The 23,054-nt window shown below is 38.8% G+C and carries 15 protein-coding genes; 8 read left to right on the top strand and 7 right to left on the bottom strand.

Going from position 1 to position 23,054, the window contains the following annotated elements; genetic code table 11:
* Positions 1-72: 72 nt before the first annotated feature.
* The 5 genes from ACK2WI_RS01210 to ACK2WI_RS01190 form a co-directional block, all read right to left on the bottom strand.
* The gene (locus ACK2WI_RS01210) at positions 73-630 is read right to left on the bottom strand and encodes a Crp/Fnr family transcriptional regulator (RefSeq protein WP_409149413.1); all 558 of its coding nucleotides are present in this window, start codon (positions 628-630) and stop codon (positions 73-75) included.
* A complete protein-coding gene (locus tag ACK2WI_RS01205; protein ID WP_409149411.1) occupies positions 623-1,387 on the bottom strand; it encodes a DJ-1/PfpI family protein in 765 nt (254 codons plus the stop codon). Before ACK2WI_RS01205 ends, ACK2WI_RS01210 begins: the two co-directional genes overlap by 8 nt.
* An 89-nt stretch (positions 1,388-1,476) precedes the next feature.
* Positions 1,477-3,483 (bottom strand): beta-L-arabinofuranosidase domain-containing protein, encoded by a 2,007-nt coding sequence (locus tag ACK2WI_RS01200; RefSeq protein ID WP_409149409.1) that lies wholly within the window; start codon positions 3,481-3,483, stop codon positions 1,477-1,479.
* 43 nt (positions 3,484-3,526) lie between these two features.
* Positions 3,527-4,927, bottom strand: a complete 1,401-nt coding sequence (locus ACK2WI_RS01195; RefSeq protein ID WP_409149407.1) for a RagB/SusD family nutrient uptake outer membrane protein — start codon at positions 4,925-4,927, stop codon at positions 3,527-3,529.
* A 197-nt stretch (positions 4,928-5,124) separates the two neighbouring features.
* A complete protein-coding gene (locus ACK2WI_RS01190; RefSeq protein WP_409149405.1) occupies positions 5,125-8,154 on the bottom strand; it encodes a SusC/RagA family TonB-linked outer membrane protein in 3,030 nt (1,009 codons plus the stop codon).
* 679 nt (positions 8,155-8,833) lie between these two features.
* On the opposite strand from ACK2WI_RS01190, the gene ACK2WI_RS01185 reads away from it, so the two are divergent.
* Positions 8,834-11,479, top strand: a complete 2,646-nt coding sequence (locus ACK2WI_RS01185; RefSeq protein WP_409149403.1) for a two-component regulator propeller domain-containing protein — start codon at positions 8,834-8,836, stop codon at positions 11,477-11,479.
* A 10-nt stretch (positions 11,480-11,489) separates the two neighbouring features.
* The gene (locus tag ACK2WI_RS01180) at positions 11,490-12,251 is read left to right on the top strand and encodes a response regulator (protein ID WP_093097222.1); all 762 of its coding nucleotides are present in this window, start codon (positions 11,490-11,492) and stop codon (positions 12,249-12,251) included.
* Between the two features lie 11 nt (positions 12,252-12,262).
* Here ACK2WI_RS01180 and ACK2WI_RS01175 read toward each other — a convergent pair whose 3' ends face one another.
* The gene (locus ACK2WI_RS01175; protein ID WP_409149401.1) at positions 12,263-13,354 is read right to left on the bottom strand and encodes a LytTR family transcriptional regulator DNA-binding domain-containing protein; all 1,092 of its coding nucleotides are present in this window, start codon (positions 13,352-13,354) and stop codon (positions 12,263-12,265) included.
* A 217-nt stretch (positions 13,355-13,571) separates the two neighbouring features.
* Between ACK2WI_RS01175 and ACK2WI_RS01170 the strand changes: the two genes are divergently transcribed.
* From ACK2WI_RS01170 to ACK2WI_RS01145, 6 genes are all read left to right on the top strand, one after another.
* A complete protein-coding gene (locus ACK2WI_RS01170) occupies positions 13,572-14,522 on the top strand; it encodes a cytochrome P460 family protein (protein ID WP_409149399.1) in 951 nt (316 codons plus the stop codon).
* Positions 14,523-14,530: 8 nt separating this feature from the next.
* A complete protein-coding gene (locus ACK2WI_RS01165) occupies positions 14,531-15,004 on the top strand; it encodes a hypothetical protein (RefSeq protein WP_409149397.1) in 474 nt (157 codons plus the stop codon).
* 446 nt (positions 15,005-15,450) lie between these two features.
* Positions 15,451-15,699: a hypothetical protein gene (locus tag ACK2WI_RS01160; RefSeq protein WP_409149395.1), complete on the top strand. Its 249-nt coding sequence runs from the start codon at positions 15,451-15,453 to the stop codon at positions 15,697-15,699.
* Between the two features lie 141 nt (positions 15,700-15,840).
* A complete protein-coding gene (locus ACK2WI_RS01155) occupies positions 15,841-16,179 on the top strand; it encodes a helix-turn-helix domain-containing protein (RefSeq protein WP_409149393.1) in 339 nt (112 codons plus the stop codon).
* 238 nt (positions 16,180-16,417) lie between these two features.
* Complete coding sequence (locus tag ACK2WI_RS01150) at positions 16,418-16,813, top strand: VOC family protein (RefSeq protein WP_409149391.1); 396 nt, start codon at positions 16,418-16,420, stop codon at positions 16,811-16,813.
* Positions 16,814-16,946: 133 nt separating this feature from the next.
* The gene (locus ACK2WI_RS01145; RefSeq protein ID WP_409149389.1) at positions 16,947-21,227 is read left to right on the top strand and encodes a DUF4157 domain-containing protein; all 4,281 of its coding nucleotides are present in this window, start codon (positions 16,947-16,949) and stop codon (positions 21,225-21,227) included.
* Positions 21,228-21,282: 55 nt separating this feature from the next.
* Here the strand turns inward: ACK2WI_RS01145 and ACK2WI_RS01140 are convergent, their stop codons facing one another.
* Positions 21,283-23,052 carry a RagB/SusD family nutrient uptake outer membrane protein gene (locus ACK2WI_RS01140; protein ID WP_409149387.1) on the bottom strand — a complete coding sequence of 590 codons (1,770 nt, stop codon included), beginning with the start codon at positions 23,050-23,052 and terminating at the stop codon, positions 21,283-21,285.
* Positions 23,053-23,054 lie beyond the last annotated feature (2 nt).

The following is a 23,054-nucleotide window of genomic DNA, read 5'->3' as shown; positions in this document are numbered from 1 at the left end:
TGATATAAATTTTCCACCGGTAAAGTTTGGTCTTTTCCGATGGAAAGGATTTACCATTTGGTAAAAAGAAAATTATCTGATGTTTTTTCTAATCCTACTTAAAGATTGTTGGGTAATTCCAATATAAGATGCGATATAAGCCAAAGGGATCTTATTTGCCAATAGGGGATATTTAATTAAAAATTCCTTATATCGAGTACTTGCGTCTTGAGAAACTAAAGGGCTGACTAATCGTAGTTTCTTTATCAGGGCAGATCTTTCTGATTTCTGGACCATTCCTTCCCAATTAGGAATAACTTGATTTATTTCTTTCCAATCTTCCAGTTTAAAAACCAGCATCTTGCAATCTGATATTGCCTGTATATATTCAGAAGATGGAACATTTTCCATTCCCAACAAGAGATGGACCGGCTCTAAGAATATCTTCGTGATTTCATTTCCTTTGTTATCGAAATAACAAATCCGCATTATTCCTTCGAGAATAATTCCGACAGATTTAAAAACCCGCCCAGCCTCAATAAAATATTCGTCTTTTTTCAGATCTAAATAAGAGGCCTTTTGCTGTACAAAATCAATTTGTTCTGTGGAGAACTCTTCAAATTGGTTTATGTATTCAATGAAATTATTCATGATTGTTCATCTTATATCTCATGCCATTAGGAGGGACAGGCCATTTATCTTCAATTTTAAAATCATGTTGTAAAGCTCTATTGATCATTGCGCGCATTTTTTGTCCGCTGAGTTTCTCCACTAAATATAGTGCTGCATCAATGCCTGATGTTACTCCAGAAGAACTGATAATATTACCATCTTCTACAAAACGAACATCTGTAATTAAATTTACCTTTGGAAATCTTTCCTTAAAGTCTTGTGCAACAAAAAAGTGAGTGGTTGTTTTTTTATTGTTCAGCATATCTGATTTTGCCAATAAATAAGCAGCTGTACATACGGAAATGATATTTTGATTTTTTCCCGACATCGCTTTTTTAAATTTCTCCATTAAACTTGAGTTAGCCAAGATTTCTTGTATTTTTTTCATATTGGCTCCAGGAATTATTAAATAATCAATCTTAGGGGCGTTCGCAAGGATGTATTCTGTTTCCACCACTAACATTTCATTGTCAAGTTTTATGATCTTATTTTCTAAACCAATACTAAAAGTTTTGTATTTGCCATGACTTAAGGATTTTGCTTTTGAAAAAACTTCCATAGGTCCGGCAAAATCTTGTAAAACAGCACCATCATATAAAAGGAAACCTATATTGATGGTATCATGCTTAATTTGACTGGCTAAATTATCCATAAGCTTTTCATGGTTTTCAGGATGGTTTTGAGCATTTGCATGTTGAAAGAAATTAAATAGAATTAGGAATAATATTTTTTTCATGTGTGTAATATTTATTGTGAAAGCAAAAAACTCCTAGTCTACTAATAGACTAGGAGCAACATTATTTACTATTTATTATTGGGAATTCATTAATCAAGCCTTGGAAATTGTGAAATCCTTAATTGTGTACAACCATAGGGGACTAAGGTGATTTCTTCGGTGTTTTTTGCGGCTTGCATTCTATAAGTTCCACTATAGGGGAGTGGACCAGCCATCCCATTATAGAGTTGCCAAGAAGGAATACGTTTTGCCTTTGTTTTGATTCGGATTGGAGCATTTTCTAAATTCCAAGGGTAATTCACTCCAGGGTCATTGAATTCAACAATAAAATTATCTTCAAATTTTCGATGTTCTTGGACTAACCCATAGTTCCAAGGAGTGGTAGGGTAGATTTCATAAAATTCTTTGCCACCATACGATCCTGGGGGATTATCATTTTGGACTAATTCCATTTTTTCACCCATTTTTAGAGCAAAGGTAAGTGGGCCTCTTTGGATACTAATTGAGTTTTCATCCCATTTTTCTTGATAAAGATTCATTGGCAAGTGTAATTGCACAACATCATTACTATTCCATTTCCTTTTTAAAATAGCAATACCATCTTTTTGACTAAAACTTACGGGTAAACCATTTATCCTAATTTCAGCAGATTGGCACCATGAAGGAATCCTTAAATGGAATGGGAATTCACTATCCTTTACACCTTTTTCAAAATGGAAGGTAAAATTGATGTCCTCTTGGAAAGGATAGTTAGTTTCTTCCACTATTTTAACCGCAATGTTTCCGGCAACTGTCGTGTTCACCTCATTCGGCGAATAGAGGAGGGCTGCAATACCATGATCAGCGGTTGAATACCATAGGTTTTGGGCAAATTTGGGCCAGCCTTGATGCATATTGGCCGTGCAACATGGGAATCCGGTCAATAAGCCATAACAATTATCTGTTCCATCATGGTTGGTTTGGAAATTCCTGATTTGGTTACTCACCATTACTTGGTTTGCCTGTTGGAAATATTGTCTATTCATGAAATCATCCGTCGCTTGCGCCGGTAGAGCATTGAATGCTATTTTTTCGATTTGGTCGGCATATTTGTTTTCTCCCGTAATCTGTAGGACAGTTTCCATAGAAAACATCATTTCAACTGCTGAACAGAATTCTGAACCTTGCGTTGGATTGTTTCCATGTAGTGCTTCATCACCTCCAAACATGCCATGTGCCATCCCATGGAATTTGCGAATATCAGCTAGGGCAGTTTCAACAGATTTTCTGTACTTTTCTTCAGGATGTCTTTGATAATAAACCAGTGGGGCTTTAATACCTTGAGCGAGATTGACACAATGTATACTTCCTTCTGTGGTCAGCATTTCCCTTTCGTTAAAAGCTGTGGTATAATCAAAGGTTTGTTTATGGATGATTTCCCCTAAGTCCAATAAAAATTCGTCTTTTGTGATATTATAGAGCCAATAAACCACCATTAGGTTTTCCGCTCCACGGTATCTAGCCCAAAAGGTCCAATTATCCAATCGTGTGCTCGGTAAATGTTCCAATTGATATTTAAAGTAATTGGTCAATAATTTGATTACCCTTTTGTCTTTAGTTGCTGAATAATATTGTTTTAAAACCTTCAACATGACCATTTTCGGCCACCAGTCCCGGCTATTGTTTCTTTGCAGGCCAGTCTCTTCATCATAATCCTGTGATGGCCCAAAATAGCCATCTGCTTTTTGGCTTTTGATTGCCCATTCCACCCAGGGTTTTGTTTTTTCGATCAACTCTTTATCTTCCAAAATATAGGCTAAAGGTAATAGGCCATCTATCCAGTATGGTCCTCTTTCCCATTGATCACCATCACCACCTAACCAGCCATTTCTTTCGCCCATCACTTCAGGATAGAGTACATCCAATTGACCAGTTAATCCAGACTTTTGGCGCTTTAACATTTCCAATAACCATCCCTTCGGTTTTATTTCACCTAATGAAAGTTCTATATAAGGATTTTGTCTTAAACCTTTCGTTGTATCACTGATTAGCCTATTACCTGGTCTATCTCTTGCAATTGCTGTGGTTTGTACCAATCCTAGAGTTATTAGGATCATAATTTTGAAAATAGATTTCATGCTCTGTTTTTATTTCTAATTATTATTTAAGATTTGGATTTGCGTCTACAGCTGCTTGTGGAATCATAAATGTTATCCGATCATTACCTTGGGGTTTATGTGATAACCAACTTTTCTTTGTAAACACACCATATCTAATGATATCTCTTCTCCTTTGAGCTTCCCAAGCAAACTCCCAACCTAGTTCATCAAGTAGACCACCGTATTTAATAACTTCTGTATTACCTTTGTCAACTAATTTATAGTCTTTGATAAGCCCATATTGGTATTTTGAATTTCCAAGAAGATTTTCTTCAGTTACCTTTGCTTTAGCGTCATCACTGAAATTCCTAGCCCGAACTTGATTAACTAATTTGACTGCTTCGGCGGATTGTCCTAATCTTAGTAGGCACTCGGCTTTTATTAGCAAGACCTGTGCATATCTGAAAAATGGAAAATCATTGCTTAAATCAAAGCGAGCACCTACCTTTACTTCGAATTTATTTTGTCTATAGCCTTCTGATTCTCCTGTAAATAGACCGTCAGGCAAGTCTTTAGTGAAAATTAAGGGTTGGCCTGCTTTATCATATGAACCTTTTAAAACTGTGGTTCCGTTTAGAGCATACTGCTGTCCCATTAGCCAGGAATCTTCTAATCTTTTATCAGAAGGGTCATAAGTGTCAATAAATTGTGAAACTCCCATTGCTGATCCACTTCCCCAAGGGGTACTTTGGGTAGCCCTTTTATCCCTTAATGCCGCATGCCAGGAAAATTGTTGAACAAAGAAGCCCCCGGCTTTATTTTCATCAAACGGAATGGCAAAAACTATTTCTTTGGAATTTTCATTATTCGTAATGAAATTATTCTTATAGCTGCTTTCCAAACTGAATTTATTGGAGGCAATAATTTCATTCACCTCCTTCAAGCAATCACTCCATCTGTTTTCGCCGGAATAGACCTCGGCGTTTAAATACAGGTTAGCAAGTAAAGTTTTTGCAGCCCATTTGTTAAAACGACCATAAGTTTTGCTGCTTTTTTCTTCCGATAACTGGGGGATGGATTCCTTGAGTTCCTTTTCTATAAATTTAAAAATATCCTTTCTAACGGTCTTTTGGGGCAAATCAGTGGAAGGGTTTGTCACCAAGGGTGCGTCTCCAAAATTGTCGCAAATTAACCAATAGAAAAACGCACGAGCAGCTCTCATCTCTGAAATATATTGTGATTTATTTTGATCACTTTTTAATTGTATCTGGTCATTTTCAAGTTGAGAAATTAATCGGTTTGAATTGATTACCCCTCTGTAAAAAACATTCCACATGTTTATTAATTGAGGATTTTCTGAATTCCAAGTATGTAAATGTAGGGTTTTGAAAATTCCACCATCATCCCATCCAGAAGGATTAGCAGGCATAACTATTTCATCGGAGGTAGTTTCCTGAACCATATAAAAGTTGGTGTGGCCAAACAGACTTCGCATATTAGCATATACAATTCCTATGGCTGCATTCGCATCAGTATAGGAATAGGAGTCTTCAGTAATATCTGAATAGACCACCTCATTCAGGTCAGTGTCGCAAGATCCAAGACTAAGGAACAGCGAACTCATTAATATATAATATAAGATTTTCATTTTTTTAATGCTTAAAAGGTTAAAGATGCTCCAAGGGTGAAAGTGCGACTTGACGGATAACGATCCCTTTCATCCACCCCGGGTGTCAGGCCAACAATGGGTGTTTCTGGGTCAATACCACTATAGTTTGTGATGGTCACCAAGTTTGATCCTGAAAGATATAAACGCATTGACTTAATTTTACTTTGGTTAAAGTTTAGGCGATAACCTAAGGTCACATTGTCTATTTTCCAATAATCACCCTTTTCAATATAATAGCTTAGATAGTTCAGGGATTGATCGTCAGCTAAAGGTCTTTTGCCATATATTTTATCATACGAATTGGCTAGAATATTTCCTCTTGTCAACATTACTGGTGCTGAGTAAAACATTTGTGGTAAGTTTAAAATATCAAATCCAAAAGCACCACGCATGCTGATTCCTAGGTCAAAATTTCCATATTTGAAATTGTTGTTGAAATTTAAATAATGCTTTGGAAGACCATTTCCGATAATTTGTTTGTCTTCAGCTTTTTGATCGGCAATTGGTTTTGGTTTGCCATCTTTACCTTCAATAATCCAATATCCGTTCTCATCAATGTCCACTGATTTGTATCCATAGAAATTTCCTATCGGTTGACCGATCTGGATCCTGGTCAATGGTTGTTGTATTGGTTCTTCAGTTGTTCCTGCATCAAAATATCCTGCAGCCAATTGGAAACTTTTATCTGACAAAGACAAGAGCTTGTTTCGGTTTGTAGAATAATTGATCGAACTATTCCATTGGAATTTTTCATGCATAATGGGCGAATAGTTCAATTGGACTTCTACTCCCTTATTTTCCATCGAAGCTGCATTCGCCCTGATTCTATTATACAAGTATGGTGGAGTAGGAACAGAATAATCAAATAATAAATCGTTGGTCTTTCTTTGGTACAAGTCAATGCTTCCTGTTAATCTATTGTTCCAGAAACCAAAATCCACGCCTAGGTTGGTTTCTTGTTTCCTTTCCCATCTCAAATTAGGGTTGGCATTAGATGACACATTCACCACTTGTGACCAAACCCCATTTAAAAGAGCGTTGCTGTCAAAATTCAAACGATTGAGAGAGAGATATGGGGTTTCAGGTTCAGTTCCTGTTATTCCAAAACTAGCTCTTAATTTAAGGGTACTCAGGACTTGGTTGTCCATTAAAAATCCTTCATTCTTGATATTCCAACCTGCAGAAATGGCCGGAAAATTTCCATATTTATTGTTTTTTCCAAATTTTGAAGATCCTTCTCTCCTGATACTGGCCATTAATAGGTATCGGTTTTTGTAGGCATAATTAAGTCTAAAAAAATATCCAATTAACCTATTGCTACTTTGGTAGGAATTCTGTGGTGCTTCACCCCGAGATAAAGCAAGACCAGCCCCAATATTGTTGTATGAAAAATCATCAGATGGAAAATCCCAGTTTTGCATCCAATAGTCTTCATGATTTGTTTCTCTCCAACTGTATCCCAGCAACCCTTTCAAGTCGTGATTGCCAAAATTCCTTTGATAATTTGCCGTCAATTCCATCAATGATTCCTCCCGTCTAGTTGTCCCTCTTGATGCAAAACCATTTTTACTGTCCCTTCTCGTCGAATAATGATTTTTTGTCTCATAATACCCTCTTACACTATTAAAGATTTCCCTAGATCCCATGGCCATGATATCTAATCCTTGAATAGGTCTATAATTTATAGAACCTAGTGATCTGAGTGTCGTATTTTGGTTTTTCCCTTTGGTCTCCATTAATAATGCAAGTGGGTTTGCATAGTTTGTTTTATCTGTATGCTCAGTCCAATTGCCATCTTCGTCCTTTAATGGGTCGGTTGGATTGTAGGTGATAGCATTTCGGTAAACATCACCCCGATAGCTACTTCCGTCTGCACCAGCAAAATATTTTTGTTGTGACCCAGTTAGGTTGGCAGTTAATTTCAACTTTCCATCAAACATTTGATGACTGACTTCAACTCGAGGTATTATCCTTTGGTTATCTGATTTTAGGATGATACCCTGATCATCTCTTAGGTTCAGGTTAGCCAGATAGCTGGTGTTTTTACTTCCGCCACTGATACTAAGGTTATGGACTTGGGATATAGCGTTACGACTGATTTCATCTAACCAATTGGTGGAATGTCCATAATCATAAGCTCCAGCTTTTTTCTGAGCCACCAGCTCTCTATAACCTTCCGGACTCAAGAAATCCAATCTTCGATTAATTTGTTGAGAAGAAATATAACTATTGATCATAATGGAGGGTTCCAGATTACCATCTGGTTTTCGCGTAGTGATCAAAATTACCCCATTTGTACCTCTGGTTCCATAAATAGCAGCTGCTCCACCGTCCTTAAGAACGTCAATGGACTCAATGTCCTGTGGAGCAACTGACTGTAAACTGCCAGGAACCCCATCTATAATAACCAGGGGCGAGGTCCCTGCAGTTAGGGTCGTAATTCCTCTTAAGTTGATTTGGGAATTTCCGACCGGGTTTGCGTCGGGGGTGACAATATTTAATCCGGCTACTTTTCCTCGGAATAATTGAGCTGGATCTTGGACAGCTCCTTTAATAAAATCTTCTGCTTTAACTGAAGCGACTGACGTAGTGATTTGATCCCTTTTTTGAGTTCCATAACCGACAACAACTACAGCATCTAACGAGGTGGAAGTCGTTTTTAAAGTAATATTTATTTCGGTTTGATCAGAAACTTGAATTTCAGCAGTCTGGTAGCCCAACATGTGGACACTGATCCAATCTCCATTTTTGGCTACTTCAATTTCAAAGTTTCCATCTGCTGTGGAAGAGACTGCATTCTTGGTCAATTTAGTTCTAATGGTAGCCCCGCTCAATGGTTTCCCCATTTCATCCCTTACGGTTCCTTGAATTCTTTTTTGCTGCTGGAAACTGGCCGGCATGGAAATTAGATGCGACTTGTTCCCTGCAAATACTCCAGAACTGGAGTTAGGTAAGGTCAAGAAAATCAAACAGAGGCATTTTAAGGAAACTCCGTAAATTTTCGAATTTGTTTTTTTCATAACATTTATTGTTGAATAGGTTATTCGATGGGTTAGTAATCATAAATGGTTCATCGAATTGTATTTTGATTTTTCCCTTCAACAAAGTAAAAGCGAAAAAAAATGGGAAGATTAGCAATCTGTTTCAATAATCTAGCAATTTGTTCCATTGACCTATGTGCGCAGGAATTCAAGTCTGATCTCCTTATATTTGATTAATTAATCTATCGTTATGAGGCTTGTGCTAATACTGTTGTTGCTGTTCTCACAACAGTTAAAAGGAATTTCTGATCCGGTTTATTTCCGCCATTTGCAAGTAGAAGATGGGCTGGCCAATAATACCGTGTTTGTAAGCTTTCAAGATTCTTGGGGATTTATGTGGTTTGGAACCAAAGAAGGACTATCAAGATATGATGGGACGAATTTTCGGTCCTTTAAGATAATCCCAAATGCCGAAAATGAGGGGAATGAATTTGTCTATTCCATTGCACAAACAGACGATAATATGCTGATACTTGGAACCCGTAGTGGCCTATATGAATTTAATCCCATCACTGAAAAATCCAGTAGCCTTTACAAAACTAATACAGATGAAATATTAAAGGTTTGCAAAGCAAAAAAAGGTAAAATATTTTTTTTGGTTTCGGGCAAGCTATATGAATATCAAGCCCATGGCAAAAAAATAAGGAATATCAATAAAATGGATATTTTCAAAGATCAAAGACTCTTAGGGATGACTTTGGACTTTGAAAACAATCTATGGTTGATTTCTCAGAATGGAGAGCTATTCAAATATGATGTAGATTTAGAAAGGTTTCATTTACAGGATAAACTTTCTGAACTTAAAAGCACCATTATCTCTGTACTGCATGTTCCTAACCCAAATGAAATATTGGTCGGGACAACTATGGGACTTCTCAGGTATAATCGGCAGACTAAAAACGTAAAATGGATTTTGGGATCTAAATTAGGAAAGGAAATTTTCGTGCGAGATATTATCTCCAATAATAGCAAGGAATATTGGGTAGCATCTGAACAAGGTTTGTTTATTGTTGATGGAAAAACTGCTTCATTCAAAAGTTTGAAAAAAGATGATACAGATCCCTATTCAATTTCAGATAATGCCGTTTATAGTTTGTTCATAGATAAGGATTCAGGTATTTGGTGTGGAACATATTTTGGCGGGATAAATTATCATCATCCACGATTTAATAATTTCAGAAAATATTTCCGCCAAAAAGGTATTCCAAGTATTAGTGGCTGGGCTGTTAGAGAGATGTATCCAGATCGGTCCGGGAAGCAGCTATGGATTGGGACAGAAGACGCTGGACTTAATCGAATGGATTTAAAAACCGGTAAAATTCATCCGATAGAAAAATTTAATGCCATTAAACCTTTCAATGTGCATGCTATCGCTGAAACCGATAAAGGTTTATGGGTCGGTACTTTTCAGGATGGACTATTTCTCCTAAATACTCAGTCAGGTAAAATCGTAAAGCACTATGAGAAAAATAGTAATCTTGATGGACTGAAATCAAATTTTATTATCTCCGCCCTTAGGACTTCAACTAGTATTTTATTATTGGGAAGTAGCAATGGAGTTTATGAATATTTTCCGGCTAAAGATCAATTTCTATTATCGTCAAATTTCCCTAGGAACCTTTATGTTTTTACCATGTTGGAAGATAAAGCTGGCAGGATTTGGGCAGGAACAATTGGAGAGGGAGCCTTTTGCTATAATCCTAGAACAGGTACAACCGAAAATTTTTCGCATCAATCCCGAAGACAAAATAATTTGAGCCATAATTCAGTCTGTGGAATATTTGAGGATAGGGCAGGTAATATTTGGTTTTCTACGGAAGGCGGAGGTATCAGTAAGTACCATGTGAGAAGTAAAAGCTTCAGCTATTTTACCGAACGAAATGGTCTGCCTAGCAATATGGTATATGTGGTCCTTGAGGATCAAAAAGGGAGATTTTGGGCGAGTACTTCCAAAGGTCTTGCCTGTTTGCTCCCTGGAGAAAGCAAATGGGTCAGTTTTACAAAAGATGATGGTTTATTAACTGACCAGTTTAACTATTCTTCGGGATATATTAGCAAAGAGGGGGAGCTGTTTTTTGGCAGTGTAAAAGGTTTGGTAAGTTTCTTCCCTGACGATCTATTCAAGGTAAACAGCAAAGCACCGATCTTCATAACAAGTTTTCAGGTCAATGGAAGTGAGCTGAGCCCAGCAAATCAACAGAATTGGCGTTCAATTCTCTTTCGGGATTCAATCTATTTAAGGCATGACGAATCCTCTTTTTCAATAGGTTTTTCTTCGTTAGACTTTGCAGCTTCTTCCACATTGAGTTATCAATATTGGCTTGAAGGGGCTGAAGATAAGAGAACAGATATTTCCAGAAACCGAAACGTCAACTTTACCAAATTGCCTGCCGGAGAATATAGATTTCATGTAAGGGTCTTAAACAGACAAAATGGAAATGAAAATGAAAAAATACTCCATATTTTTATTGCTCCTGCATGGTGGGCATCTAATATAGCCTATATCATTTATAGCATTCTGTTGATTATGATCTTGCTAGTTTCCTTCTTATTGTACCATAAAAGGCAAAGACAGATTCGTGAAAATGCCGTTAAAGAACTTGATTTAAAAAAACAATCGGAATATTATTCTGCTAAAATGAATTTTGTTACGAATATAGTACATGAAATCAGAACTCCACTAACCTTGATCAAAGGCCCTTTGGAATTAATTTCAGAGAAGATGAATAATAATCCAAAACAGCAGCAATTTCTCAGCCTTATTAATAGAAATACAGAAAGATTATCTTCCTTAACTGACCAATTATTAGATTTTCAAGCTTTGGAAAGTAATCTTGAAGGAAATAATCCTCAAAATATACACATTGCTTCAGTATTAGAAGAATTGATTTCGGAATTTGATATCCTTGCAGAGTCTAAAAATTTAAAAATTCAAAGTTATTGCAATACAGGAAATGTTAGTATCTACATTGATGAGGAAATTTTTCATAGAATTATCAGCAATCTATTATCAAATGCAATAAAATATGCAGATTGTGAAATCATTATTGAATGTGAGGTTGAAAATAGTCAGTCTCAAACTCTTATCTTTTCAATTGCGAATGATGGCGCTTTAGTTCCAGCGGATCAAAAAGAAAAAATATTTGAAGCTTTTCATCGGGTTCAAAATAAAAAAGGATTAGGAACTGGCATAGGATTGACCTTGGCGAGGATATTAACTGAAAGAAATGCTGGAACACTGACCTATGAATATCTAAATAATACTATGAATCGATTTATTTTGAAGCTCCCAATTATTGGATAAAACTTAGTATATGAAACAAACGGTCTTAATTGTGGATGATAATCAGGATATCTTGGAGTTTATTTCGGTATTTCTCTCCGAGCATTATGAGGTTTATTTGGCGGAAAATGTTGCGGGTGCCTTGGAAATTTTAAAAGAACAGACTGTTCACTTAATTGTAACAGATATTATGATGCCTAGCGTAGATGGTTTTACGTTTTGTGATATAGTAAAATCTTCTGAGGAATTTTGTCATATACCTGTTATCATGTTGACAGCTCGCAAAGAGCTTTCCTATAAATATAGAGGTTTAGAATTTGGCGCTGACGCTTATTTAGGCAAACCTTTTTCTCCTAAACATCTTTTATTACAGATTTCCAATCTTTTGAAAAACAGAAAAATTATCAAATCCTATTTTGCGCATTCGCCTGTTGTTATGTTAAGTGCAGAAGAGCATGGCGCTGAAAATAGGTTGTTTTTAGAGCGATTGAACCAGATTATTATGGAGAATTTGGACAATGTATTGATGGATGGTGAATTTTTGTCTAGAGCGATGAATATGAGCCGAACTACGTTGTATCGAAGACTTAGTGAGCTGAGTGTATTAAAAGTTCATGAACTTATCATAAATAGTAGGCTGAAAAAAGCTGCAGAATTACTTGCCACAGGTAATTATAAAGTTTATGAAGTTTCAGATATAACAGGTTTTAGTTCTCCCAATCATTTCCATAGAAGTTTTCTGAAAATGTATAAACTATCACCCTCCCAATTCATCAAAGATAATGGCAGTTAACCATAACCCCCTTAGCGATCCAACCACCTTTTAAATTCAGCAACCTTGTTTTTGCTAATCAGGATAGGAGTTTCACTTTTGGCAGTAGTTTCTATACGAAGTTGATTTCTTCCATAGACCCAGATATTGGAAATGGCTCTAATATTAATGATAAACTGTCGGTTGGCTCGATAGAATACTTCTTGGTCCAACTCATTGACCAGCTCATCCAGGCTACCATTGACCGTATAACTGTTTTCATCAAAAGTCCGGGCGACAATAGCATTGTTGTTCAGCTCAAAATAGGCGATGTCTTCTGTGTCCAAGGCAATAACCTCATCCCTGATATATGAGATAATACGTTTTCGATTCGGTTTCTTTTCTGGAGATTCATGTGCGATATTGTTCTTTACCGTTTCGAGTTGCTGGTTCATGGCCTGTAGGGTATTCACTTGAATATTGAGGTCAGCAATTTCAGCTTCTTTTTGCTTTTCATAGGACCTATAGATCAATCGGATCAATAGGAAGGAGGAGAAGCTAATGAATAAAGTAAATATGATTCCGCCAACGATAAATTTTAGGAATAGATCCTCTAATTGACTTTGAATTGCAGCAATATTGGCATGGCTGGCCAGCATCCAATCTGTTCCCTTAACAGGGTAAACGCTGACAATTTCTGAACTTCTTTCGCTATTAAGGGGGAATTCTCGGGTTCCGGACTGTTCCTTCCCTTCCTGCAAAATCTGGCGAAACGAATTCTGCTGGCCGGCAATTTTGATGGAAGAATTTGATGCATCGATCTTTTGTCCGATCAATGCTGGATCGGGATGGCAAAGCTCAATTCCTTGGGTATTATACATGCACACAAATTCACTATGGACATCAGTGTTCAGGATGCTTTTCTGCAGGTTCTCAATCACTGTTTCTTCTGCAATCCCTGCAAGGATTTGCTGTTCCAACAAAATACCCAATTCCCTGATTTCCCTTTTACCTGCACTTTCCTTCTGTTGGAGCAGGGAAGTCTTGGCTTCTTGGTAATAATAAGTCAAGGAGGCAGTAGTAGCTAGGAGTGCCAGAAAAGTAAGGCCTATAAATGTCCATAAATAATGTTTGGAGCTTTTCATTTTAAGTGTTGAGACATCCAAATGTATAGCTTTTGTTAGGGAATCAAAAATTCTTGCAGCTGTACTTGATTTTAATTCCCTTTTTAACAGATCCATGCCCCCCTTCAGGGGCAAATATTCACTTTTAGGTTTCAATTTCTCCCTTTCGAGGTCATTGAAGCTGCTTTCCGTAAGGTTACAAGGTAACTTTGGATTAATGAACCAAAAATCAGTTAAGATGAATAAATCATTTTTTGTGCCCTTAATTCTATTTGTCGGCATCGTTATTTTGCAATTTTTACCCTTTGTAAAAGCCGATCCCATTGAGTCGGTCCCTGCTAAACCATTGGCAGGAGTACCCGAGGAGATCAATGCTATTTTAGAAAAGTCATGTTTCGATTGCCATTCCTCCCAGAGCAATCTCAGTTGGTATGATAAGATAGTACCGCTAGATTATTTTGTCAATGGCCATATTGAGAAGGGTAGGGCAGCTTTGGATTTCTCAAAATGGGATTCCTTAGGAAATCCCGCCAGAAACAATCTGCTATATTACAGTTTGAATAAAATATTGGAAGGGGAAATGCCATTGAAATCATATAGCTATATACATGGAGATAACAAGCCTTCCGAAAATGATATCGCTCTCCTAAAAAGTTATTTGAAAGAGCGGACTCCAAGGAATGCATTTGATCCAAGCCAAGGGGTAGATAGCAATAAAACCCTGATTTCACTTAAAAAGGAAGAAAAGATTGTGGTTGCTCCGAATGCCAATGGCATCGAGTATATCCCCGATTATAAAGATTGGAAGCTAATCAGTTTTTCAGATCGCTTTGATAATGGTACCATGCGGCTTATCTATGCAAATGATATCGCAGTAAAAGCAATCCAGGACAATAAGGTTAAACCTTGGCCAGATGGGGCCATATTTGCGAAGGCAGCATGGAAATCTAAGACCAATTCAGACGGAAGTCTTTCTAGCGGAGAATTCTTTCAGGTAGAATTTATGATCAAGAATGCACAAAAATTTAAGAATAGCTTGGGATGGGGCTGGGCAAGGTGGCGAGGAAAAGACTTGAAGCCTTATGGTGGGGAAGCAATTTTAACTACGGAATGTACAAACTGCCATAAGCCACTAAAAGAAAGTAATTATGTATTTACTAGGCCATTCCTTCTTACGAACCTTAAATAAGAATTAACATGAAAAACATCCTATATATTTTTATTGCCTGTATGTTTGCACTAAATATAAGTTGTAAAAACCATACAGGGACATTGATTAATGTTGAAGCCTCAAGATTAAGTTTCAAAGATTTACCTGAAAACCCATTGCTATTGCATCCCGTAACGCTGTGGAATAAGCCAAAGGATGGCAATATGTCGGTAATTTATGCGAATGACTTAGCGTGGCAAGAAATAAAAAGTTCCAATCGGCATGGTTTTCCTGAAAAGGCTAGCCTATATCAAGTAACTTGGACGGTAGAAAATGACAAGGAATGGTTCGGAGCCCTTACTCCTAAAAGAATAGTTCGGATTGAACAAATTCAATTCCTTAAAGATTTTAATTATCAGTACCGACAATACCTAAATGAAAATTTAGGCGAAAACTCTGGAGCGGAAAAGGAAAATAGCGCCGAATTAATCCTAGAAAAACTGAAAAACACAGCAGAATAATCCTTCGAAACAAAAAATAAATTTCCATCAGAATTTCCTGATCTCTTCCTGCTCTCATTCGAGACATATTCGGAATTTTCCGAATATGTCTCGAATGAAAGTAAAACAAGGTCAATATAAAATGGCTCATCAAAAACCAATATTTTCCGAAAAATCAATTTCTACGAGTGTAAAATTTTCTTGCTCATAGCTAGATTCCCGCTTTGAATTGCTCATAAATCCATCGAGAATAATTTTTGGAAAAAATAATCGATTAAAACATGTTTTTATCAGACTCTAATATTATAGCAGCTTAATTCCTTGATGTTTACTTTAAAAAATTAGAAAATATATAAATGATAATTAAAGAATTATGTAAATCCCCTGAAAATGCACAAGATCTAAGCCATCAGATCTTTATTAAATTTTGGCAATATAGACAGATTTCACGAGTATTTTGCCGGTAGATGTACAATTATTTAGAAAGGAGAAAGGATATTTATGTTGGTTATGACCCTCTGGGCTGGCTATATACAGATCCAAGAGATCTTATCCCTAATGGTCAATTTCCATTAGCTGGCCTTCCCGCTATCGCGATGTTCCTGTTGTCTATTGTATTTGTAGGAACCTTTGTCCGTTGGGCTAAACTGATGAAAATAAAAAGTTTAGAAAAGGACCTGAATGCTGAAGAAGTCAAAGAATTGGTCGATAGGTAGCTGGAAAGGGGATGTGCTTAATACTTTTATGTCAATTTCTTAACGTTAAAGCTACTCATAGTGTTTAATTAAAAATTAAATTTGATCATTAGGGTAGAGTTGCAATTGGATAAGTACATGATAGTAATCAAATCATAATATATGAACGAAAATCCATCCAGACCAAGATTCAATGAATTGCTGCGGGTGAGAAGGTTGTTGGAAAAAAAGTATGAAACGTTAGTCGATCATACCGAGATTTCCCGAACAAACAGTGAATTCTTTAAAAGTGCCCAACTTTTTAACGAACAGACTAAACACACTAAACCAATTCCTGATAATACTCTTATTGATGCTGATGATCTAATTAAACTGCTTAAAATAAGTAAATCAACCTATTACAGGATGAAAAATGACCATATTATTAAACCCATTAAAATAGGTGGACGTGATTATTTTACACTAGAAGAAATCAATAGATTGCTGGGAAGGAAGAGGTAGAGGGTGAACCATAGGTGAAATAAAAATGGCAATAGGATAATTGCCATTTTTATTTGGTTAGGAGTTTGAAAAATCTATATTTTAAATAGTTAATTGTGATCAAAAAATTAACTATTCTCGTATTTATCCAGGAAAGGCTGGAGTCAATTATTTACTTGCGAAAAACAAAACAAATATTTATGCTGTTAGCTTCATAGTTATCAGTATATTAGTTTAAGCTAACCTAAAAATCATCGCTATGAAACTCAACAATATCAGGTTATTGGTAAGGGATTTTGATACCTGCTTTACCTTTTACAAGGAAACTTTAGGACTGGAATGTGTGCATGGGGATTTGGGAGAGGTTTATGCCAGTTTTAATATTGGCATACCTGGGGGCTTGGCGCTCTTTAAATCGGAGTTGATGAATATGGCCTTGGGTATTTCGGCCATGGAGAACAGGCGTGGTTCGAATGATCAATTTGCTTTGATTTTGGAGGTCGAGAATGTGGATGAATCTTATGAGGGGCTAAAGAAAAAGGGGATTGATTTTATTACCGTTCCTATGGATATGGATGATTGGGGGATTCGGGTTGCCCATTTCCGCGATCCTGAAAGCAACTTGATTGAAATCTATACCGACCTAAAAAGATAAAATCTTCGGATCGTTGTTTGGTTAATGCGTAGTTTGGGTAATTGGTTTTTGCCATTTAAATTGACTACTGCTAGCTATTGCTATTTCTGCATTTCCTGCGGAAATTTAAGGGATATGTCCTAACGATTCCGATATGAAAGCTGCTGAAGCAAAGTCAGTGGCAAGTCCTGCCAAATCGAGCAGCTCTTTTTTCTCTAAAGGGGCTGATTCATCATTTTTTTGTGATAGTGCTTCGCATGCTGATTTCTTTCAGCGGAAGTCGGAGAGCCATGCATTTTTTGTCCAGACGAAGTTGAATGTTTCGGAGCCGAATGATCGCTATGAGAAGGAGGCTGATGCTACTGCCGATCGGGTGGTACAAAGGATAGAGGAGAAGGAAGCCGGAGGGAAGGAAAGGGATGAAAGTAGGCATTCGATTACGCCATTGGTTCAGAAGAAATGTGAAAAATGTGAACATGAGGACAAGCTGCAACGCAAGGAGGCGGGAAATGAAGAGCTACAATTGAAGGAGGAGGAAAAGCAAAAAGTCCAACGGAAGGAAAAGGCTCAGGAGGAGGAGGTATTGCAAAAGCAGGCGCTTGCCAATGAAAGCCAGATGAGCGTGGTACTGGAGGATGGTAAGAGGCAGCGAATGAATCTGCGCTTACAGAATCGGCGTACCTTAAGGAACCAGACTAGGCGTAGGCTGCAGAATGAGCCTGAGCTGATGCGGAATGTGAGCCCTGAGCGTAATGTGGATCAAAAGGAGCGGGATGAAGCGGTGCAAAGGAAGGTAAGTAACCAGAATCAATTTACGAATCAGCAAACTAATGCTGTTGAGAATAATCTATCGGCTTCGAAGGGGGCAGGTAGACCCTTGCCAGAGATTATCTTAAGGCAGATGGAAAATTCCTTTGGCGTTGATTTCTCGCAGGTCCGGGTGCATGATAATAGCTTGGCGGTTCAAATGAGTAAGGACCTGCATGCGCAGGCATTTACCCATGGAAATGATATTTATTTTAATACGGGCAAGTTTGATGTCAATAGTCCAGCTGGAAAGCATCTATTGGCCCATGAGCTGACCCATACCATACAGCAAGCTGGGGCTAGACCGAAGCAGGTGCAGCAGAAGTCGGCCCATGCTGCTGGTACCAATCCATCGCATGCCGCGGTCAATCCGAGTTTGAGCCAAACCGAAAAGAAGGTTGCCAAGCAGGATGAAGAAGATGGCTTTTTATTGGAACAGGCCAAAGAGGCATTGTGGACCTTGTTGAGGGAGTCATCGCCTGTGGTCTATGAGATATTCAGGGTCAAAGGTTTCACGAATTGGGCTAAGGAAAAAGTAGCCAACTTTGTGAACAGCACGGTGAATACCTTTAGCGAGCCGATTCGATTAGGGGCTTCCATTATCAGTATGATCAAGACCAATTTCCATCTTTTCAAGGCTTGGATGGTTACTGCCATTGAGCGCTTGAAACAAGGGGATTGTTCGCCATTTGTAGAAGCCACAGATTTCATTAATAATATATTAGAAGGGATTGCCGATCCTGTCTTGGATAGGATCAAGACCTTTTTGGCTCCGATCAAGCGCTTTATTGACCATGTTTGGAATGATATCGGCAAGCCGATCTGGGATTTTGTCTCGAGGATATTCGGTAGGATCTGGGACGGCATCAAATGGGTTGCGGAAAGGATATGGAACCATATACAGACGGTCATTTCGGTTTATGCGGATATCTGGCATTGGTTTGCCAGGGCGATAGGCTTTGAAGGGGATGATCAGGATAGTCTATGGGAACAGATCAAACGGAAAGTATTGAGCCTCTGGGAAGAGGTAAAACAAACTCTTGAACCTTATAAAACCCAATTGATGATATTAGGCGGCATTATTTTGCTGTTGTCACCAGCGGGACCATTTATTGTTGCCGGAGCGATGATAACCGGAATTATGTATGCAGCTTCCAGGATCAGGCATTATATCATACATCGGGATGCCATCATTCGGGAAAGAGGCTTTATCAATGGGGTCTTGATACCGGGCTTGTTTCAATCGATCCAAAGCTTGAGTAATTTCTTGCGTGCTAAGATCGCTATGATAAGTGGTACCTTGCGTACAGCGGTGGTTTCCTTGCAAAGTATCCCTCAGGATGTTTCTGCCTTGATGCTGACGGCTATCAATTCGGCTGTGAATTGGTTGACGGAAAAGTTTGTGGAGTTGGAAGCTTGGGCAAATATACAGGCAACCCAGTTGATTGTCAATCTGCAGCTTGCATTTGCCAGAATCAGAACATTCTTGCAACCGATAACTAGGATCTTGGCGAAGATAGGTCGAGCAATGACCAATTATATTCAATTAGGTTTCTTGATCTTGGATGATCTATTCCATAGGATTCCGAAATGTATCAGAGATAAAATAATTGCCTTTTTTGTAAAATATATATTCAAGCATATCCCATTGCTTCGAGAGGTTCAGGATGTTGAAGGGGCTTGGACGGCCATGCGGACTAGGTGCATGCTGATATTGAACATGATGTTTGTGCATGGTGATGTAAAAGGTGCACTATGGGAAGTGTTTAACCTATTGCTCGAGGTATTGAGGTTTCCAGCAGAGCTGGCAGTAAAAGTATTCAATAAGGCCTTTGAAGTTTTTGATAGTATCATTGAAAGGCCAAGGGTATTCTTTGTGAATATGCTGCAGACGGCGAAGTTGGGCTTTATAGGTTTCTTTGAACGTAAATGGACCCATTTGAGAGAAGGATTTACGACTTGGCTGTTTGATGCTGTCCAAGGTAGTCCGATCTATATCCCTAGGGCATTTAACTTTTCGGAGATATTCAAAATGTTAGGTAGCCTATTCAGTGTGGGTATGGAAAAGGTGTATCGGAGCATTGAGCGGAAAAGAGGGGCAGAGCTGGCCGCTAGGGTCCGGTTATGGATCGGAAGGATCGGTCGAGCAGCCGCCCAAGCATGGAGTTGGGTCGTTGCCCTCCATGAACATAGTTTGGATGAAATCATTAGCATGATCAGGGATCGCGGTGCTGAACTGTTGCAAACCTTGGTGGATTCGGTCATTGATTGGATCGTGAGCAATATTATCACGCGGGTGAGTGCAAGGCTGGTCAGCATGTTGGACCCGACAGGGATCATGGCAGTTGTCAATTCCATCGTGACCTTATATAGAGCTGTGGAAACAGCTATAGATAGGGCAAGGGAAATCTTGGAACTGGTCGAAGGGGTGTTGGATAATGTTGGGGAAGTGATGGCAGGTACCTTTATGAATGCGGCTCGGCGTTTTGAGAATAATTTGCAGCGAGCAATACCATTGTTTTTAGAGTTCTTGTCCAATCAAGTAAGCATGAGCCGGGTAGGTAGAAGGATTAGGGAAATGGCCACTCGGGCTGAGGAATGGATAGATGAGAAGATAGATTGGTTAGTGGATCGATTGCTGGCAGCGGGAGATTGGTTGGTTGATCGTGGTCGTGAAGCTGTAGCAGCCATTGTGGGTTGGTGGACAGCGATGAAATCGTTTAGGGCTAGGGATGGCAGGGACCATGAGTTATATTTTAATGGGGAAGAGGAAAATGCCACGTTGATGGTAGCCAGTAGAAGGGGTACAACATTTGAGAGTTTTATTCGAAATGTTCCTGTTGCCAATGATGCCGATAAACAAAGGGCACAACAGGCAGCTATACCTATAGCGCAAGAAATAGACCGTGAAAAGATGAATTTTATTCCTAGGACATTGACTCCGGAAGAGAGGCGTGCAGCATTCTTGGCTAAGAAAGCCAGATTGGATCTGATGTTGACTAATCTTTCTGAACATGTAGCCATATTGATCTCTGAAGGGGATTTGCCAGATGGAAGTTATGAAAATCCGATTACCATTCGTTGGACCAAACGGGGACATCTGCTTGCTATGACTGACCTGATTCCAAAAGATTCTTTATGGAGAAGCAGGGGTATGAATCCACCAGATCCGATTGAATATGCACCAGCCGACCGAAGGACCCGACTGGAGCTTCCGCCAACAACCCGAAGGGGCTACAGTGGAAGGAATGAGATGCCGGGTGAGGGATCTGAGTTTATTATGATCGGGGTTGATAGCGATAATTTTGTAAGGATAGGGGATAAATTGCAAAGGAGTTCGAGTTCTGGCAGCGGCGCTGAAAAGGATAGGTTCAGAAGATTGATGACAGAGAATTATCATCTGACCTTATCGGGTTATGATTTTGACCATGTCAAAGACCTAGGCTTTGGGGGCAGGGATCAGGTGTCGAACCTGTGGCCATTGCAGAATGACCTAAATCGGAACTGGGGTAATTTTGTCTATAGACAGACGGTTGCCTATCGGGATGCTGATGGAAGACCACAAGTAAGTACCCCAATGGATCTAAGGAATAAATGGTTTGTGGTCAATGAAATTGGAGATTTATAAAAAAAGTGGCTGCCAAAAGGAGCAGCCACTAGAATATAATAATTAACCGTTTTTCTTACCAACCTGGGTTTTGCACCAGGTTTTCATTTTTTACAATCGCCGTAGCCGGGATAGGATACAGGTATTGTTTGTTGTTAGGATCCCAAGTACGAGGTTGGGCTTTGAACCATTCCAAGTGTTTATCCGCAGTAAGGGTTTGGAAGTTGGTCGCCTTTCCACCGATGGCGACTTTTGCAACACCTGAAGGTACCGTTATGGATGGTCCAGATTGACTTCCATCATAGAATACGACATCCATCTTACCATCATGGTCTAAATCCATTAAAGTATTCAATGCTGGTACATAAATACCAGTCCAAGGAAGGTTTGCCATTAATTCTCCTAATTTCCAACGTTTTAGGTCATTGAATCTAAAGCCTTCCAATGCTAGTTCTACTTGTCTTTCACGACGAACTTCTAAGAGGATAGGATCAGAAATATTAGGGAAGAAGGTCTTTTGAAGGAAAGGGTCAACCTTTGTAGGTAAAGCATTGATTCCTCCAGTCACGCCCGCACGAGCACGAAGTGCACCAATTGTTTTCTGCCAGTCTGTAACCGATAATTGTTTCAATTCAGCTTTTGCTTCGGCATAATTTAATAAGACTTCGGCAAAACGCATTAATGGAACAGCATTGGTATTGTATCCGCCGTTATCATAGAAACTGTCGTCCAAGGTATATTTTATAGGCTGATACCCGGTATAAGTAAAGCTGCTGAAGTTCGGCGGAGCCGGAGCATCATTGCGTTTGTATCCCGGGGTACGGATCAACTGCGAAAGACGATTGTCCCTGTTTTGGGTCTCTTCAAAGAACTCTTCTGTTTTATAATTTGCACGGTCGGTGTACGGTGTTCCGTCGATGTTCAAGATGCTATTCACGAATTCTCTAGATAAGCTCAATCTTGGTCCATAGGTGGCAGAAGTCCACCACCAGTTGGCATCATTTAAAATTGCCAATTCCTTGCTGAATGCTACTGCCAACATGACCTCAGAGGTCACCGGCGTATTGCTGATAAAGAGTTGTCTTTGAGATAATTTAACCCCTTGAGCTGTATTTAGGGTGTAAGGTCCTTTTGACATTAGGATATCGCCGGCATCAACCACCATTTTGAAGAAATCATCTGGTTTAGTTGGTAGATCCAGAGCATGGTATTTACGAAAGGTCCCTTCGAAAAGTGCTACTCGGGTTTTTAGTCCTAATGCCGTCCATTTGTTGATTACTGTTCCATCGCCTGCGCTCTCCGTGATATTTTGATAAGCATAATCCAAGTCCTCCATGATGTGCTTTACGACCACTTCACGGGAATCTTGCTTTGCGAATAGGACTTCTCTTTCATCTTGTGAAATGGGATGGTCTATCCAAGGAACATCGCCAAAACGGACCACCATATTATAATAGAACCAAGCCCTGAAGAAACGAGCTAGACCGGTATAATTATTACGGATAGTTTCGTTGACTTCCTCGCGGTTGTTCTTGACTATCATTTGGTTGATGTTTCTCAGGGTTGACCAAGACCAGCCCGTGCTTACTTCAGGAGAATAAGCACCCTTGACCATAAAGTCATTGAGACTATTGACAACGGAGTAGTCGGTCATGGCATCGCCTTTAAAGGCATCTGAGCCCGAGGTAATGTTGTTATAGAATGAAATACTGTAGGTTTTCAATCCGTTTTCGGTTCCAAAGATATCATCTTCGGTTGCGGTAGCTTGCGGCGTTTCAGATAGTTCACAAGAACTAAACAGTAATGCGATAGCAGGTAGATATAATAAATTTCTTAATGTTTTCATGA

Source organism: Sphingobacterium sp. BS-2 (genome assembly GCF_046161205.1).
In the GTDB taxonomy this organism is placed as follows: Bacteria; Bacteroidota; Bacteroidia; order Sphingobacteriales; family Sphingobacteriaceae; genus Sphingobacterium; species Sphingobacterium mizutaii.
This window is presented reverse-complemented; position numbering and strand designations above follow the sequence as displayed.

What these genes read in the sequence shown, in the direction of transcription:
- ACK2WI_RS01210 (WP_409149413.1), bottom strand. Translation starts at nt 630, where the DNA reads ATGAATAATTTCATTGAATACATAAACCAATTTGAAGAGTTCTCCACA.
- ACK2WI_RS01205 (WP_409149411.1), bottom strand. Translation starts at nt 1,387, where the DNA reads ATGAAAAAAATATTATTCCTAATTCTATTTAATTTCTTTCAACATGCA.
- ACK2WI_RS01200 (WP_409149409.1), bottom strand. Translation starts at nt 3,483, where the DNA reads ATGATCCTAATAACTCTAGGATTGGTACAAACCACAGCAATTGCAAGA.
- ACK2WI_RS01195 (WP_409149407.1), bottom strand. Translation starts at nt 4,927, where the DNA reads ATGGTTCAGGAAACTACCTCCGATGAAATAGTTATGCCTGCTAATCCT.
- ACK2WI_RS01190 (WP_409149405.1), bottom strand. Translation starts at nt 8,154, where the DNA reads ATGAAAAAAACAAATTCGAAAATTTACGGAGTTTCCTTAAAATGCCTC.
- ACK2WI_RS01185 (WP_409149403.1), top strand. Translation starts at nt 8,834, where the DNA reads ATGGATATTTTCAAAGATCAAAGACTCTTAGGGATGACTTTGGACTTT.
- ACK2WI_RS01180 (WP_093097222.1), top strand. Translation starts at nt 11,490, where the DNA reads ATGAAACAAACGGTCTTAATTGTGGATGATAATCAGGATATCTTGGAG.
- ACK2WI_RS01175 (WP_409149401.1), bottom strand. Translation starts at nt 13,354, where the DNA reads ATGAAAAGCTCCAAACATTATTTATGGACATTTATAGGCCTTACTTTT.
- ACK2WI_RS01170 (WP_409149399.1), top strand. Translation starts at nt 13,572, where the DNA reads ATGAATAAATCATTTTTTGTGCCCTTAATTCTATTTGTCGGCATCGTT.
- ACK2WI_RS01165 (WP_409149397.1), top strand. Translation starts at nt 14,531, where the DNA reads ATGAAAAACATCCTATATATTTTTATTGCCTGTATGTTTGCACTAAAT.
- ACK2WI_RS01160 (WP_409149395.1), top strand. Translation starts at nt 15,451, where the DNA reads ATGTACAATTATTTAGAAAGGAGAAAGGATATTTATGTTGGTTATGAC.
- ACK2WI_RS01155 (WP_409149393.1), top strand. Translation starts at nt 15,841, where the DNA reads ATGAACGAAAATCCATCCAGACCAAGATTCAATGAATTGCTGCGGGTG.
- ACK2WI_RS01150 (WP_409149391.1), top strand. Translation starts at nt 16,418, where the DNA reads ATGAAACTCAACAATATCAGGTTATTGGTAAGGGATTTTGATACCTGC.
- ACK2WI_RS01145 (WP_409149389.1), top strand. Translation starts at nt 16,947, where the DNA reads ATGAAAGCTGCTGAAGCAAAGTCAGTGGCAAGTCCTGCCAAATCGAGC.
- ACK2WI_RS01140 (WP_409149387.1), bottom strand. Translation starts at nt 23,052, where the DNA reads ATGAAAACATTAAGAAATTTATTATATCTACCTGCTATCGCATTACTG.